The sequence below is a fragment of the Nocardia sp. NPDC051990 genome (assembly GCF_040680755.1).
Taxonomy (GTDB): Bacteria; Actinomycetota; Actinomycetes; order Mycobacteriales; family Mycobacteriaceae; genus Nocardia.
Window position 1 is genome coordinate 77,368 of the sequence record NZ_JBFAXH010000013.1, and the last position, 12,942, is coordinate 90,309.

The 12,942-nt window shown below is 61.2% G+C and carries 21 protein-coding genes; 6 read left to right on the forward strand and 15 right to left on the reverse strand.

Annotated elements, in window-relative coordinates; translation table 11 throughout:
* Window positions 1-208: 208 nt before the first annotated feature.
* The 11 genes from AB0L63_RS22520 to AB0L63_RS22570 form a co-directional block, all read right to left on the reverse strand.
* Window positions 209-466: a hypothetical protein gene (locus tag AB0L63_RS22520; RefSeq protein WP_364504158.1), complete on the reverse strand. Its 258-nt coding sequence runs from the start codon at window positions 464-466 to the stop codon at window positions 209-211.
* A gap of 5 nt (window positions 467-471) precedes the next feature.
* A complete protein-coding gene (locus AB0L63_RS22525) occupies window positions 472-576 on the reverse strand; it encodes a colicin E3/pyocin S6 family cytotoxin (RefSeq protein WP_364504161.1) in 105 nt (34 codons plus the stop codon).
* A gap of 193 nt (window positions 577-769) precedes the next feature.
* Window positions 770-1,231, reverse strand: coding sequence for a dihydrofolate reductase family protein (locus AB0L63_RS22530; RefSeq protein WP_364504164.1), 462 nt, complete (start codon window positions 1,229-1,231; stop codon window positions 770-772).
* 1,768 nt (window positions 1,232-2,999) lie between these two features.
* Entirely contained in the window at window positions 3,000-3,527 is a 528-nt protein-coding gene (locus AB0L63_RS22535) for a hypothetical protein (RefSeq protein ID WP_364504167.1), read from the reverse strand.
* Window positions 3,528-3,567: 40 nt separating this feature from the next.
* On the reverse strand, window positions 3,568-4,959 hold the full coding sequence (locus AB0L63_RS22540; RefSeq protein WP_364504170.1) for a hypothetical protein: 1,392 nt from the start codon (window positions 4,957-4,959) through the stop codon (window positions 3,568-3,570).
* Window positions 4,960-4,964: 5 nt separating this feature from the next.
* Window positions 4,965-5,264, reverse strand: coding sequence for a WXG100 family type VII secretion target (locus AB0L63_RS22545; RefSeq protein ID WP_364504173.1), 300 nt, complete (start codon window positions 5,262-5,264; stop codon window positions 4,965-4,967).
* Window positions 5,261-5,599, reverse strand: coding sequence for a WXG100 family type VII secretion target (locus AB0L63_RS22550; protein ID WP_364504176.1), 339 nt, complete (start codon window positions 5,597-5,599; stop codon window positions 5,261-5,263). The genes AB0L63_RS22545 and AB0L63_RS22550 overlap by 4 nt, the downstream gene beginning before the upstream one ends.
* A 305-nt stretch (window positions 5,600-5,904) precedes the next feature.
* On the reverse strand, window positions 5,905-6,426 hold the full coding sequence (locus tag AB0L63_RS22555) for a hypothetical protein (RefSeq protein ID WP_364504179.1): 522 nt from the start codon (window positions 6,424-6,426) through the stop codon (window positions 5,905-5,907).
* A gap of 55 nt (window positions 6,427-6,481) precedes the next feature.
* Complete coding sequence (locus AB0L63_RS22560) at window positions 6,482-7,072, reverse strand: DUF3558 domain-containing protein (RefSeq protein ID WP_364504182.1); 591 nt, start codon at window positions 7,070-7,072, stop codon at window positions 6,482-6,484.
* 223 nt (window positions 7,073-7,295) lie between these two features.
* On the reverse strand, window positions 7,296-7,502 hold the full coding sequence (locus AB0L63_RS22565; RefSeq protein ID WP_364504185.1) for a DUF397 domain-containing protein: 207 nt from the start codon (window positions 7,500-7,502) through the stop codon (window positions 7,296-7,298).
* Complete coding sequence (locus AB0L63_RS22570; protein WP_364504188.1) at window positions 7,499-8,377, reverse strand: helix-turn-helix transcriptional regulator; 879 nt, start codon at window positions 8,375-8,377, stop codon at window positions 7,499-7,501. Before AB0L63_RS22570 ends, AB0L63_RS22565 begins: the two co-directional genes overlap by 4 nt.
* Before the next feature lie 288 nt (window positions 8,378-8,665).
* Here AB0L63_RS22570 and AB0L63_RS22575 point away from each other — a divergent pair, with 288 nt between their 5' ends.
* From AB0L63_RS22575 to AB0L63_RS22600, 6 genes are all read left to right on the forward strand, one after another.
* Window positions 8,666-8,809, forward strand: coding sequence for a hypothetical protein (locus AB0L63_RS22575; protein WP_364352378.1), 144 nt, complete (start codon window positions 8,666-8,668; stop codon window positions 8,807-8,809).
* A gap of 1 nt (window position 8,810) precedes the next feature.
* Window positions 8,811-9,023 carry a hypothetical protein gene (locus AB0L63_RS22580; protein ID WP_364504191.1) on the forward strand — a complete coding sequence of 71 codons (213 nt, stop codon included), beginning with the start codon at window positions 8,811-8,813 and terminating at the stop codon, window positions 9,021-9,023.
* A 41-nt stretch (window positions 9,024-9,064) separates the two neighbouring features.
* Window positions 9,065-9,193 carry a hypothetical protein gene (locus AB0L63_RS22585; RefSeq protein WP_364504194.1) on the forward strand — a complete coding sequence of 43 codons (129 nt, stop codon included), beginning with the start codon at window positions 9,065-9,067 and terminating at the stop codon, window positions 9,191-9,193.
* A gap of 357 nt (window positions 9,194-9,550) precedes the next feature.
* Entirely contained in the window at window positions 9,551-9,865 is a 315-nt protein-coding gene (locus tag AB0L63_RS22590) for a hypothetical protein (protein ID WP_364504197.1), read from the forward strand.
* Window positions 9,862-10,173 (forward strand): hypothetical protein, encoded by a 312-nt coding sequence (locus AB0L63_RS22595; protein WP_364504200.1) that lies wholly within the window; start codon window positions 9,862-9,864, stop codon window positions 10,171-10,173. Before AB0L63_RS22590 ends, AB0L63_RS22595 begins: the two co-directional genes overlap by 4 nt.
* Window positions 10,170-10,301, forward strand: coding sequence for a hypothetical protein (locus tag AB0L63_RS22600; protein ID WP_364504203.1), 132 nt, complete (start codon window positions 10,170-10,172; stop codon window positions 10,299-10,301). Before AB0L63_RS22595 ends, AB0L63_RS22600 begins: the two co-directional genes overlap by 4 nt.
* A 138-nt stretch (window positions 10,302-10,439) precedes the next feature.
* Here the strand turns inward: AB0L63_RS22600 and AB0L63_RS22605 are convergent, their stop codons facing one another.
* Genes AB0L63_RS22605 through AB0L63_RS22620 form a run of 4 tightly spaced genes read right to left on the reverse strand, consistent with a single transcriptional unit; the run spans window position 10,440 to window position 12,555 of the window.
* Window positions 10,440-11,024: a hypothetical protein gene (locus tag AB0L63_RS22605; RefSeq protein ID WP_364504206.1), complete on the reverse strand. Its 585-nt coding sequence runs from the start codon at window positions 11,022-11,024 to the stop codon at window positions 10,440-10,442.
* Window positions 11,012-11,500: a hypothetical protein gene (locus AB0L63_RS22610; RefSeq protein WP_364504209.1), complete on the reverse strand. Its 489-nt coding sequence runs from the start codon at window positions 11,498-11,500 to the stop codon at window positions 11,012-11,014. The genes AB0L63_RS22605 and AB0L63_RS22610 overlap by 13 nt, the downstream gene beginning before the upstream one ends.
* A complete protein-coding gene (locus AB0L63_RS22615; RefSeq protein ID WP_364504212.1) occupies window positions 11,501-12,226 on the reverse strand; it encodes a WXG100 family type VII secretion target in 726 nt (241 codons plus the stop codon). It lies immediately after the preceding gene.
* Window positions 12,226-12,555 carry a type VII secretion target gene (locus AB0L63_RS22620; protein WP_364504215.1) on the reverse strand — a complete coding sequence of 110 codons (330 nt, stop codon included), beginning with the start codon at window positions 12,553-12,555 and terminating at the stop codon, window positions 12,226-12,228. Before AB0L63_RS22620 ends, AB0L63_RS22615 begins: the two co-directional genes overlap by 1 nt.
* Window positions 12,556-12,942: the final 387 nt, after the last annotated feature.

A 12,942-nucleotide genomic window follows, 5' to 3' on the forward strand; every position in this document is an offset into this window, starting at 1 on the left:
CTCGACTTACTTGCAGCCTCCTTAGTAATGCCGTGACCAGCGGCCCAGCTGACGAGGACACCCACGCAGATCGCATTTCGACTGCCAGAATTCGACTCTCCAGCGCAAGCATCGATAGAATCAGGAAACTGTCACGGGATGAACGAGGGATTAACAAAGCCCCCATGCTTCCATCAGAAATAGTCACCGCACGCGCGGCCAACCGTGATCACTCTCGATAGTAGCCCACCTGGTAGTCGCATGATTCATCGACAACGAAATCGGGAGGCAAATATTTAGCGAATTCTGGCAGCTTTGACTGCGGCACGTCGTACCCTCCAGCCTCCGGAGGATAATCGATGCCGTCGATCTCGCAGCTATCGTCGAAGTGAAGGATTTCTTGCAAAGTCGGTGTGTCGAGGCCCTGCAAAGGATAATCTCGGACCAAAAATTCGGTCTTCTTATCGAACGCCTCTAAATACCACATATCAATTACTTTCCCTCCGGCTTGCGCTGGGAGTGGCCTGGCTTGCTTTGAGCGCCGGTCTCGGCGTCGTATTCGCCGAGGTGTTTACCGTTCTTGCTGTACTTCTCCACCGCGCCGTGTTGACCACAACTCCTACAAGCGCTGACTTCGCTAATCCCAAGAGCCGGGAGTACAAGGCCGAGGTCATCAGCATCGTGTCGCAGTGGCTACGGTATTAGGACGTCGTCAAGCTGAGGGTCGGGAACGTACCGAGGTCGGCGAGTCGCCGGAATTCCGTTGTGTCTTCCTCGATCTCGGACATCCTCAGCTCAACTGTGTGGAGTCGTTCTTGGGGCGGTAGCGCAGAAGCGCGACGTCACCGATTTGCGTGACGTCGACGAGTTGCATCCGTCGTCGGGAGCCGCCGGGGAAGGCGGCCGGGTTCACGAAGCGTGGTGCATCGGCTTGTCCGACCAATAGCGGAGCGACAGCGAGGTGGAGCTCGTCGGCGAGGCCGGCGGACAGGACTGTGGTGTGGATACTGGTGCCGCCCTCGATCATCAGTTGACCGATGCCGCGGTCTCCTAGATCCTCCAGGAGGACAGCAAAGTCGCCGACATCGCCGACGGCCGCGATGTCGGCGAGTTCACCCAGTTGATGGTGGAGCTTTTCCGCTCCCGCGTCGGTGGTGTAGACGATCGGCTTAGTGCGTGTGCACCGAAGGTGACGGCAGCGGCCACGAACAATGAGTCGGGTCGGGCGGCGCGTTTGGCGGCGTCGGCCCACTCCTTTCCGCGTTCGAAATCGGCCATATCTGTGGCCAGTTGGCTCAGTCGGACCAGCGACAAACCAATGCAGTAGCTGTCTCCGAGTTGATGAGACCACGTGAGGGCCGTTTCGGCCCAACGCTGGGCATCGTTGAATGCTCGCTGGTCCTGGTACTGCCAGGCCGCGGTTTCGGCATACATCGCCAGTAGGCGAAGCATTGCCTTCGAATCGGCGACTTTCGCGCGGCGCAGTGCCTCCATACGTGCGATCGCACTGAGCACCTCCGGAAGCGTGACTGCCGCTCATAGATGTTGTCGGACTGGATGATGCCCATTCGCTTGTCGAGGAAGTGCTTGACGTGGTCGATGCCGCTGTGCGCGAACGCATCCGCCAACGGCCGACTCGACAGCGCCGCGCTGGCACCGGAGCCGACAGCACCGGCACCGACGCCGGCGATGAAGCTGCGGCGAGGCAACGACACCAGAACGACCTCTCCCGTGACGGTGCGTGCTGGCACAAGGACATGGTCGGTGTAGGCACCTGATTCGAGCAGCGCGCCGAGCTTGTGCCCGGCTTTGACGCTCACGGTGGCCGGGTCTTCGAGAATCGACCAGAAGCGTTCTACGACAGCGGCATCGGCGCGTTGCAGTTCGCGATCCAGGAAGTGAATAGCAAAGGCCAGACCTGAGAACTGTCGATTTGCGGCCACGCCTACAGACGACACCGACCGGCCAGGCCATACTCGACGTCTCCCGATCGGCACTCACCCGATGAAACCCACCGCCATCGGATGCATCCGATCCGACATCTCTGGCACCGCACAGAACTGGGATGAGATCCGAATGCGCTCGCTGGCAAAGAGATACAGATACGACCTCGCGAAGAACATCGTGTTTATTCCACGAACCCTCGACCCGATCATCCGGTTGATCACCATCGTCCGCCGAACCGACACCGGAGCCCGTTTTCACACCGCACCAGAGATACCTTGGAGCCGAGATACCGATCGTCCTTGTCGGCACCTGCGACGTGATCACCGTCGATGACGAGAACACCTACGCGAGATCGTATTTCGGCTGTTCGCTACCAAACCGCGGCAGATGATCGCTGTGGAGAACCCGCGCTGGCCGCGAAGGTGCCGTTCGCAAGGGCCACCATGCCGGGCACCCGGATGCGCAAATTCGCCGCCGCGCGCTGCGCGCAGGACCGGCTGCAGCAATGGCGGAAAACGCTCACGACTTCAGTCCCCACTGAACCAAAGATACCCATTCCTACGGATAGCGGTTTCGGCGGCATCGCGCAATACGACGAGCATCTCTGCTTCTTTGTCATTGTTCGGCGACAGATTTGCTAGTTCGTCCAAGAGAATGGCGAGCTGGGTTGTGTTGAACATTGTGTCCGCGTGCGCGTGAAGACCCCGAAGTATTGAGCCTGCCGGAGCATTCTCTCGATACTTGACAAGCGTATCTTTCACGTCCCCATATACGAGGCCAATCCGTTCGTGGATTTGATTTTGAATAATTATGTCGATTCCCAATGATGTTCCGCCCTCATATCATATTTTAGGTAATGTGCACCATCCAATTCCGACATTGTAGTCAAATCCATTCCCGCTATTCCAAATCGTCGAAGTACTCGCGCCAATCCTCAGGCGTCATTAACGTACCTTTGCCGCCGAAACAATGTTCCATCGTCATCATCTCCGGTCATGATCCGTTCGTAGTGGTTGACATTGCTACGGAGTTCGGTGAGATGCTCGCGGCGGCAAGCTTGACGGCTCCGGCATTCAGTCGTCAGTAGCGACGATTAAGAGAACGCGCCGCGCGGCTCTATCGATCAGCACTATTTCGTGAAACTCATTATGGATGTCGGCGTAGTCATTGGCTGCAGTATTGTCCAGTTTTCGCAGTAAGTAGCATACGGTCGCTGCGCGCACGGGGTCCAGCACCTGCCGATCGATTTCAATCTGGAGCGATTCAGGAATAATTCCACAACCGGAGATCCATTGATCGAAAACGTCAACAACTGTGGCGTTGTCAACCTTTTGATACGTGTTGGGGGAAATCCGATTCAGCCAGTACGGCCCATGGCGTAGCCCCTCGCGGTCTATACCGCCACCGACATAGTCATCGGGAAACTGTGGGTGTGCAATAAGCGCCCCGAGGACCGAGCTATCATCGAGGTCGGATCGCAAGAGTTCAAACTTCTTCGAGTCGACCCACCTGAAGCGGTGTCTGCCACTTTCTCCGAAGTCGAAGTCGCGGAAGTTGATAAACGATTGCCCGCTGTAATCGAGCGCGTTACTTGTACTCACGTCCAACCTCCGATCGTGTCATATTTCATATGGAAATCTCCTATTCGGGGATATGCCACCGCTTGATTGGCACGCCGGGAACATTATTGAAGTCTAGCGTGGCTCCACCCGATCTACTGAACGGCCGATAGTTGACCGTTGATTTTGGATCGCGGGAGATATTCCACACCTCTATATCACCTTTAGGGGTGTGCTTAACTTCGTCTGGTGGCCCAAGTTTATCGATTAACTCCTGGTGGGCCCGTGCCACTTCTTCGGCCGATACCATCTGGACTCCGTCAGCGTCCTCAGTACCGATCATTTTTCCAGTGTCGTCGGTAACGACATCTTTAATCGCTGCCGCTTTTTCTTCGACCGTTTTGGCAACACTCCCCGGACTCGGATCGTTTCCGTCTGGCGCGACATCGTTGATGAACACCTTCATCAGGATGATGGCGGCGAGTTTGACGGCTTCCCCGGTGAGGTCGGGGACTTTGTCGAATGCGGTGACGGTGATGGCTGTGGTTCCTGCGACTGCTGCCGCGGTGCCGATGATTTTGATGAGTTTGCTGGTGTCGTAGGTGCTTTTGAGCACTCTGGCGGTGTTGCCAGCGATCGCTACGACGCCGACGCCTGCGGCGACGTCGCTGAGTGCCGCGGTGATCCAGGTGGCCGCGATACCGATGACGACAGTGGTTCCGGCTGCTATCAAGGCATTGGTGACCGCGTCCCGGAATTTGTCGCGGACCTCGGAGGTGGCGGTGCTGTATTCCGCGACGGGTGTGGCGAGGTTGACCGATGCGGAGGCGAGTTGGGTGGCGGCGCCGTTGAGAGTGGTGAGGTGGCCGAGGAGGGGGTCGAGGCCCTTCTTGTCCTGGATGTCGCTGAAGAGGTTGGTGATCTCGGTGATCCTGGATGCAGCATCGGTGATGGTCTTGTGTTCGGCGAAGGTTTTCCATGTCGATGCGGCCTTGGCGAGCTTGTCTTTGTTGCCGTTGGGCAGCTTGCTGCCGAACTCATCCTGGATCTTCCCGACCAGGGCGTCGTAGAAGCCGGGGATACTGCCCTGCCCCTCGGTGACACCGTCGCCGTTGTTGCCGACCGAAGTCGGGATGGTGACCTTGTACTCCGACATCACCGTCACGGTGGGCTGGTCGGGCATCGGGTTGGAGTTATTGGAGAGTGCCCAGTTGTATCCGGCGGCGTAGAGCATATTGCCGAAGTTGGTCAGGGCGTCGGCCAGGTTCGTACAGGTCTGCATCGTTTCCTGGGCGACGCGGTCGTAGGTCTTGCCCCACTGTTCGCAGCCCGCGGTGTCACCGGCCATGCCCGCGCACTCACCTTTGACCTCGTCGTGGATCGGTTTGTCGGCGGCACGGAGGTCGGTGGCCAGGGCGTGGCATTTCTTGCCGGCGTCGTAGTAGGTCTGCCAGTCGATAACCAGTACACCCATATGTCTTATCCCTGGGAGAACATTGTGTAATTGGTGTCGTGGGCGGTGCTGTAGCGCGCGTGGGCCGCCTTCGCCGCGTCGCTGATATCCTTCACACCTTCGACGAATTCGCGTGCGCCGGTGACCCATTGCATATGGGCATCGGCATACGCCTGGGCGGCAACGCCTTCCCACCCACTGCCGACCAAGGTGGCGACCCGGTCATCGATCTCATCGAGATGCTCACCGATGAACCCGGCCAGACCCGACAGACGGACCACGATCTCATCGAGATGGTCCAGGTCGACCGAGAATTGCGAGCTCATGGCAGATCCAAACTCGAAGTGTTCAATGTGGCGGCGTTGCTCTCGTCTCCCGCCTGGTAGGTGTCGGCGGTGACGCCGAGCTTTTCCGCCATGCCGGTCAGAGCGGTCATGATCTGGACACCGCCGTCACGCACTTCAGTCCAGCCCGCGGAGAATTCGTTGGCCGCGTCCCCGGTCCAGCTGCCATCGGTCAGTGAAGCGACGTCCTTCGCGGCGGAGTCCAGTGCCGCGCGCAGTGCCTCGGCCAACTCGTAGACGTACTTGCCGACCTCGCGCACCTTCTCGGGCATCACAGCGAGGTTCTGGCCAGAGGCTGGCGTCCCCCCATCACTCATGACGCGAATCCTAACCGATGCCCGTTGGGGTAGCGATAGAGCAAAGTGGGAGACCTTATGGCGCCGGTGTGTAGGTCAGCGTGTCGCCTTCGACAGCTGCCTTGTTGGGATCATCCGCTTCGAGTTCCATAGTGTGGCTGTGGATCTCGACATTTGGCCGAATGCCGTCATGTACAGATATGTCTCTCCGTGCGGGCTGCGGCGAACTCCTGCGCCGCTCGTGCATGGTCGGCCGCTGCGTGGTAGTTCAGCGTCCGGGCGTCCTTGACCGCACTGGCCAGCGCCCCCTGGATGATTCGAATCACTTATTTCGAGGCACCGACGGCCGGGGGCGAAATCACGCCCAGTTGGGTCGGGATACCGATCTGGCTGGCATCTACATTCGCCTTCAACTCGTTGTAGCGAGCGGCGAATTCTTGATCCTGCTCGATGTATTTCTGGGCGATTGTGCGGTGGAGGGTTTGGATCTCGTCGACGATCTGGTAGTGCTGCGCGAGGATGTCGAAGACGTTGTTGTCCGAGTCTGTGGCTGGATTGACAATCTTGGCCTTGCCGCGGAAGCGAGCCACGAGCGTGTTGGCAGAGCTCATGCCGTCCGTCGTCTCGCCAAGACCCCAGTGCTCACGGTGCGAGATTTTTTCCGCGATCCGCTGGAGGTTCCGGATCTCTTCCTTGAAGGCTTCGCAGTCGCGTTCGATGTAGACGAACTCGTCGGCGTTGACCCGGACTTCGTTGCTGAAACTGACGGTCAGCTTGCCGTCCTGAGCGTCCTTGATCGCGCTGGCCAGTGGGCCCGCAGATGACGGTGTCGTCGTATCGCCGCTCACTGTTCGTGTTCCTCCCCGGCGTTCCGGCCGGGATCGACCGGAGATCGATTCAAGTCTAGAGGGCAGCAGGTATCGCTGGGACGATCTGGCCCGCAAGGCGCTTCGCGATATCGCAAGCATGCTGATTCCCAGTATTCCGGAGCCACGGTGGGTTATTGATGGTGATCTCGAGGCTGCCGCCTTTCAGCTCGACGTTGATTAGGCAGTCCGCGTGCGGATCCTGGGCGCCGACATGGGACGTGAGTGCAGCCCGCCCGGCGACCGTGAGCTCCTCATCGACCGCAAAGTCCTTGTTGGCTCGCACCATCACCAGGGTGATGTTGGTGGTGTCGATCGTGGCGGCGTACCCGTCGCCGCCAGCCTGAACCCAGCCGCAGCCGCGCCACTTTATCCCACCAGGCCTATCTACTGTGTCAGGCCCCTTGTTCTTCAGCTTCTCCGACCGAATGAGATCCTGCGGGAGGTCTTTACACGCATCGAATCCCGCTGGTACATCCGATGCGATGGTCGGCGTCACCGAAGCACTGTTCGTGCTGCTCTTCAACTCCCCACCGGAGTTGCACGCCGAAACCAGCACGATCAGCCCCGCACCGAGGACCGCACCCCGGACCACACCACTCCAGCTGGCCATCTCGTCCTCTCGCACCGATGCCATCCCAGACCTGGGGCCAGACCGGCTTCCCCGCCCCCTATAACGTCGTTTAGACCGTACCGGCCAGGTCACCAGCACGCAAAGGCGTTGGGCCATCGTCAGCCGGACCGATGCACGTCCACCTACCATCGTTGACGTGCGGGCGTGGAGCTCTGGGAACGGAAGAACCCAAGGCGAAAGCACCTGGGGTTCCTACGATTTCACATGCACACGCCACTTAGGACAGCTCGAGCCCCCCACTCTGCAAACCCGCCGTGAACGCATCCCACTCGGTGGGACTGAACACAAGAGCCGGGCCCATGGGATCCTTCGAGTCCCGCACCCCGACCATGCCGCCGTCGAGGTGTGCGATTTCCACGCACGTGTCCTGGCTGGCTGACCTGCTGCTCTTGAACCATGTTGCGCCGGACAGGTCGATGCTCACGCTAGGTACTCCCTTGCAACTTTCAGTAGCAGTTCCCTGCTCTTGTCTTCATCCAACGCTACCTGCTGGATCTGCGCGATTGCAGTCCGGTACTGCGTGATTTCCGTTTCTTGATCCAAGTAGAGAGCCCCCGTATAGCCCTGCACATACACCACCGGAGGCTCGGTCAGCCGAGATGTCGGATGCACGGGAAATTCCATCAGCACAAACGATCCCGTGATCAATCCCCGGTGGCTTCCGACCTGCTGAGGGATCACCCGGATCGACATGTTCGGCGAGACGCCGACGTCCGCAAGATGCCGGAGTTGCCCCGCCATCACGGCTGGACCGCCCACCTGATGGTGCAGCACCGACTCACTGAGTAGCACCCGGAACTCGAATTCGCTTGCACTGTCCCGCAACCTCGACTGCCGTCGACTGTGTACCTCGATCAACGCCTCCAGGGCCGCTGTGGCATGGCTGGGGAACTCGATCCAGGCGAGCGCCCGGCGGTAATCCGGTGTCTGAAGCAGACCGGGGACAAGGGTGAGCTGGAACGTCGTCAACCGCTTCGCGGCCTCCTCCAACCCGATGAACAGGTCGAAATGAGCCGGAAGCGCATCGCCGTAGCTGTGCCACCACCCCGGCTTCTTCGTCTCCACGACGAGGCCGGCCAACGCCGTACTCTCTTCCTCAGTCGCGCCGTACATCTTGCACAGGACGCCGATGTACAGCTCCTTCAGCTTCGGTCCGCGTTGGCCCGACTCCATCCGCCATAGCGTCTGCGGCGACACCTCGATGGCCCTAGCCGCTGCTGTAGGCGAGATACCAGACTCCTCTCGGAGCCTCTTCAACTGACGACCCAACATCCGACGCGGTACAGCCGAACCGGTCATTACGTAGCCTCACTAGTCGTTGGCATGGTTTTTGGAATGACTACGAGCGGCAATCTGGAAGTGCGGGAATAAATTCCGCGAATCGCAGATAGAAATCTTCCAAAGTGCCCCCTAGGAGCGTACTACTGAAATCACCCCGGTAGCCGGGAAGCACCCACTGCCTCAGTGAATCACCATGTCGAACAGGCAGTTCGGCCTTGGCTACCGGGTATCCCAGACACTCACACCCACGTTCGGAGTCTCCGTATGCATGGCCTGCCCGTAACGAACCACAGCGAATTGCCCGTGATGACAATCGAATACGCCCACGCGACGATGCAGGCCCACCTGGACTGCGCTGCGTCGATGTGCCCGGTCAAGGCGCAGGCGAAGAAGCGGCTGATCGAGGCAGGGCGGTTGGTCCCGGCTGATGTTCCGCACCAGGGGTTCTGATATGGCCGTCGGTCCCATCGAGCACCGGTATCCGAGCCAGGCGATGGCACCGGCGCAGATGCATCGGGAGATCTCCCGCGATCTACACGCCGACTGCACGGTTGCGACGTGTGAGATGTTGCGCGGCTGTTGGACACGCCTGATCGAGACGGGACATCCGCACCCCACCGATTCGCCCGCCGACTGCCTGACCTGCACCAAATCCTCTGCCTGACAACAGATCTCCGATACCTGACAACCAAGGCGTGCCGCCTGATGCCCGCTCAGATCGTCGCTCTGCCCCTCGTGCTCACCACCCTCGTCTACGGAGTGTGGCTGGTCTATGCCATCGGGAAACTTCGCGCCGATCGGGGCGCGGAGAACACCGGTCAGGCGGGCTGGTGACCACCCGAAACCCGAACGCCGCCGATCACGAGTGGTGGACCGCGATTCGGAACTGCCGCAACGTGACCCGTTCATCGGTCCCCCGGCCGTCTACAGCGGCACACCAGCCGATGTGGTGGAACGGTTCGCGGACGCGGTCCGCGAATGGGCAGATCAGCCCGCATCCACACAAACGTCCCGGTGCCGGGGTGCCGCATCCCCCGGCACCGGGCGTGCCAACGGTTCGTCGCAGCCCCGCCGCCGGGGCGATGTCGTATCCCATCGGCACATCGACCGTCCAGCCAAACCGCCCGGTCAGCTCCGACTGCTCCCCGGCGACAGGTGCTTACCAATGCACGATCAGGAGGACAGCAAGGAATGAACCCACACATGGATGTCTGCCAGCAGTACACCCCGTGGCGATCCACACCCGCCGATGCTGACGAGAGAAGCCCGAACGCCGCCCGCGTCGAACGGACCAATGGACCGGAGCGCGTGATCGAGACTCGTTGTCACGCCGAGCGGCTGGACTGTCGCTATTTCGTCGATCCCAAGCCACCGGCGACGCCCGGCCCCGACATACAGACCTTGCTCGATGTCCTGGATGCGCTGACCGACCCGGGCGCGGATGCCGCGGCACTCGCCGCACGGCTCACACCGACAGCCGCGCAACGCGACGCGAGGCAGCGATGAGGTCGCGTCCGACCGCGCTGGGTTGGATAGACCCGGTGGTCACCGGAATGCCGGAGTGGGATGCCGCACAGGTGCGGCGGCTGGCGCGGCGGCTCGGGTACGGGCTGGTGTGGCCGCCAGAGATCACGCTGGTGCCGCTGGTCGACCAGGTTCGGGGCGCGGATGTGGATGCGGTGATCATGCCGTCGCCGCTGCATATGGATGTGCTGATGTTGCATGCGGTGATGTGTGTCGCTGATGTCGAAACCGTTGCTCCACGAATGTCTTTCGCTCGGTGGACCGCATTCTCGAGTGAGAGGCAGAGATGACGAGTTGGAACACAGCCGGGCTGGCGCTGGCCGCCGGTGGGCCATTGGTGGTGTTGATGTGGGCGGTGTGCTGGCCGGTGCGAGTGTCGCAGCGTAAACCCAAGCGCAAGTGGCGCGGAAGTGAATAGCAAAGACCCACGTAAGGATGTGCCCATTGCTGTTGTCTACTAACTAAGCGCTGTGAACAAACTGATCGTTTAGTGGCTCCGGTGGGCGGAGCTGCGAAAAGGCTTGGGCCCCTGTTGTGGTGGGCTCCAGTGGGGCGTTCAGCGATTCCCCGCCCGATTGTGCTCGACCGCGGCCACGAAATCCGGGTGCGCGGAAACGATCAGCTGGTCGGCTGTTTCGTTCATCCAGACATCGGCGAAATAGCCGGAGCGACTCCAGGACAGCATCGCCACCAGCGCCGCGATCGGCATGCATCCGGGCACGCTCACGAAAGCCAAAGGCAAATAAAGCGATTCGAGTTCGAGCGCCCGTGCGGTGAGGACGGCCGCGATTGTCAGCGGTATCGCCAGCAGTGCCAGCAGCGCGATTCGACGAAAGCGCCGGACCTCGAGGAGACAGAACTCGCAGGCCGGGCAGTCGAAGCGAACGCGCGCCAGGACGGGGTCCCGCCGCCCGGGTTTCGTGGAGCGCAACATGGCTCGCAGTGTCGGCAACTCCGATAGTGGGCCACTGGAATTGACTGCGAAGGAACGGGTCTCACTGGCGGTGCAACCGTGCTCGCTGCACAACCCCGGCATCGGCTCGGTGAGAACGAGTTCCGTCGGTGCCGACGCGAGAATCGGCGTCCAATCCGGGTTGACCTCAGTGTCGAAGACCACCCGCGCCCTGGTCACTGCAGCCACCCGCGCTGCTGGCGGTCCCGGAAGTATTCGTCCTCCTCGTCGTCGTCATCAGTCGGGGTGACGATGCGATCGCGGTTGGGCTTGCGGGTGCCCGGGATGACGGCGTTCCCGGCGGGCGCCGGCCGATCCGCGGGAGTGGGCATCAGCCGGTCCGGCGGCCGCTGGTCCGCTAATGGTTCAGACCGCAGTCGCACCAACTCGGCTTCGCCCTGGGCGGCCAGCCGTTCCCGTTCCTCATCCGGCATGTCCGCGAACTGCTGCATGGCGGCGGGCAACGTGCGATCGAGCACCCGATTGAATGCCTCGCTGTGCATCAATTCGCGTGCGCCGCCCTTGCCTTCGAGGACACCGCGCAGCTGCTCCTTCAATTGCGGATCGGTGGCGGTATCCATCAGCACCCGAATCGCCCGGGACAGTTGGCGTGAGGCCCCGAGATCGCCGTGGGCCAGGTCATGAATCGGCTCGGGCGCGTTCATTCAGGCTCCAGGGTGATCGTAGGTGGCGGTGGGCAGGCTCGGCAAATCGGCGGACTCGACCACCGCGACCACGCCGAAACCGACCCCGGCGATGGCCTCGAGTGCGACATACGCGGCATTGAACTTCTCGACCAGCAGGCCCCATTCCGCGATCACCTTCACCGTGGTCGCGGTGGCGGCGGCGACCAGGGCCGCCGTTGCGACAATTCCGACGCCGGTGAGCGCGGAGGCCTTGACCGCGGCCCACTCGATCACCGCCATGGCGCCCCAGTCCAGCAAGGTCTGCAAAGCATTACTCATGGCGGTGGAGAGGTGGTACGCCGTCGACGCGAAGCGGTTGATCTCGGTCGCCATCTGCTTCAATGGCTCGACCTGAGCGGAAATGGCTGTCGAGAGCTCCGTGAAATAGGCTTGGGCGCTGGTGGCCGCGTTACCGTCCCACGTCGCGTCGACAGTCGTCGCGGCAGACTTGACCGATTCGGAGAAGCTCGCGCTGTAGGAAGCCAGGTTTTCTACCGCCTTGCCCGCCTTCTGCAGGGCCTCCCAATCACCGGAGATCTTGGTGGTGAACCACTTCAGCGGGTCTGTCCCGACGACGTTTTCGAACCACTTACAAGCCCAGTACGACGGCGAAATGGCGTTCGAGGTGATGAGGAACTCGAAACTGTCGTTGAGCGGGTCCTCGAGCGAAGGTTCCGTCAGGTGCTCGGACGGCGTCTTGGTCATCAGTTGCTGCCTGTGGGGTACGTGCGGTCCAACTCATCGGCGCGTGCGTGGTCGGTGGTCCGGTAAACCTGTGCGACCTTGGTCAATTCGGTCGCCGCAGCCTCGGAGAGGGTGCCGAGGGTGGCGTAATTGGGCTTCAGCTTGTTGTGCGCCTCGGCAACGGCGCTCAGCCCGACCCGGATGAGCCCGCCGTCGCCCCACACGGTGTTGTCCAAGACCAGCCACTTGTCCAGATAGGTCACGACATTCGCATTGGCCTCGGCCAGCGTCTTCAAAGCCGCGGCGAACGCGTCCACTGCGGCTGGATCGACTTTGAAAGTCTCCGACATCGGACCTCCCCTCTCGGCCGTGTGCCGGCCGCTCTACCCCGAAGCACCTTCACACAGAATGCCTGCTCAGCGCAACTTCGCCGATATCTCGGGCGGCGGCGCGTGGCAACCGTCCCGACTGCGGACGATCTGCGGCACCCCCTGTGCGTGTCTTGGTGCCTGAGAGCCAAACTGATCGTTTAGCGACCCAGGTCGGCTGACCTGCGAAAACGCTTGGGCCACTGTTGTGGTGGTTGCCAAGAGTTTATCGTCAATGCGGGGTGGGCGATGATGTCGTGGCGTGCGGAGCTGGACCGGCGTGAGGCGGCCGCTGCTGAACAGGTCGAGCAGCTGCGTCGCCAGATCGCGGAGCTGACCGAACAGCTGCATAGCACCGCTTGTCGCGAC

Excerpts from the sequence above, each read along its gene's own strand:
- AB0L63_RS22620 (WP_364504215.1), bottom strand. The coding sequence starts at position 12,555 with ATGTCGGAGACTTTCAAAGTCGATCCAGCCGCAGTGGACGCGTTCGCC.
- AB0L63_RS22590 (WP_364504197.1), top strand. The coding sequence starts at position 9,551 with ATGAACCCACACATGGATGTCTGCCAGCAGTACACCCCGTGGCGATCC.
- AB0L63_RS22615 (WP_364504212.1), bottom strand. The coding sequence starts at position 12,226 with ATGACCAAGACGCCGTCCGAGCACCTGACGGAACCTTCGCTCGAGGAC.
- AB0L63_RS22540 (WP_364504170.1), bottom strand. The coding sequence starts at position 4,959 with ATGGGTGTACTGGTTATCGACTGGCAGACCTACTACGACGCCGGCAAG.
- AB0L63_RS22585 (WP_364504194.1), top strand. The coding sequence starts at position 9,065 with ATGCCCGCTCAGATCGTCGCTCTGCCCCTCGTGCTCACCACCCTCGTC.
- AB0L63_RS22570 (WP_364504188.1), bottom strand. The coding sequence starts at position 8,377 with ATGACCGGTTCGGCTGTACCGCGTCGGATGTTGGGTCGTCAGTTGAAG.
- AB0L63_RS22520 (WP_364504158.1), bottom strand. The coding sequence starts at position 466 with ATGTGGTATTTAGAGGCGTTCGATAAGAAGACCGAATTTTTGGTCCGA.
- AB0L63_RS22575 (WP_364352378.1), top strand. The coding sequence starts at position 8,666 with ATGACAATCGAATACGCCCACGCGACGATGCAGGCCCACCTGGACTGC.
- AB0L63_RS22595 (WP_364504200.1), top strand. The coding sequence starts at position 9,862 with ATGAGGTCGCGTCCGACCGCGCTGGGTTGGATAGACCCGGTGGTCACC.
- AB0L63_RS22545 (WP_364504173.1), bottom strand. The coding sequence starts at position 5,264 with ATGAGCTCGCAATTCTCGGTCGACCTGGACCATCTCGATGAGATCGTG.
- AB0L63_RS22610 (WP_364504209.1), bottom strand. The coding sequence starts at position 11,500 with ATGAACGCGCCCGAGCCGATTCATGACCTGGCCCACGGCGATCTCGGG.
- AB0L63_RS22600 (WP_364504203.1), top strand. The coding sequence starts at position 10,170 with ATGACGAGTTGGAACACAGCCGGGCTGGCGCTGGCCGCCGGTGGGCCA.
- AB0L63_RS22580 (WP_364504191.1), top strand. The coding sequence starts at position 8,811 with ATGGCCGTCGGTCCCATCGAGCACCGGTATCCGAGCCAGGCGATGGCA.
- AB0L63_RS22550 (WP_364504176.1), bottom strand. The coding sequence starts at position 5,599 with ATGAGTGATGGGGGGACGCCAGCCTCTGGCCAGAACCTCGCTGTGATG.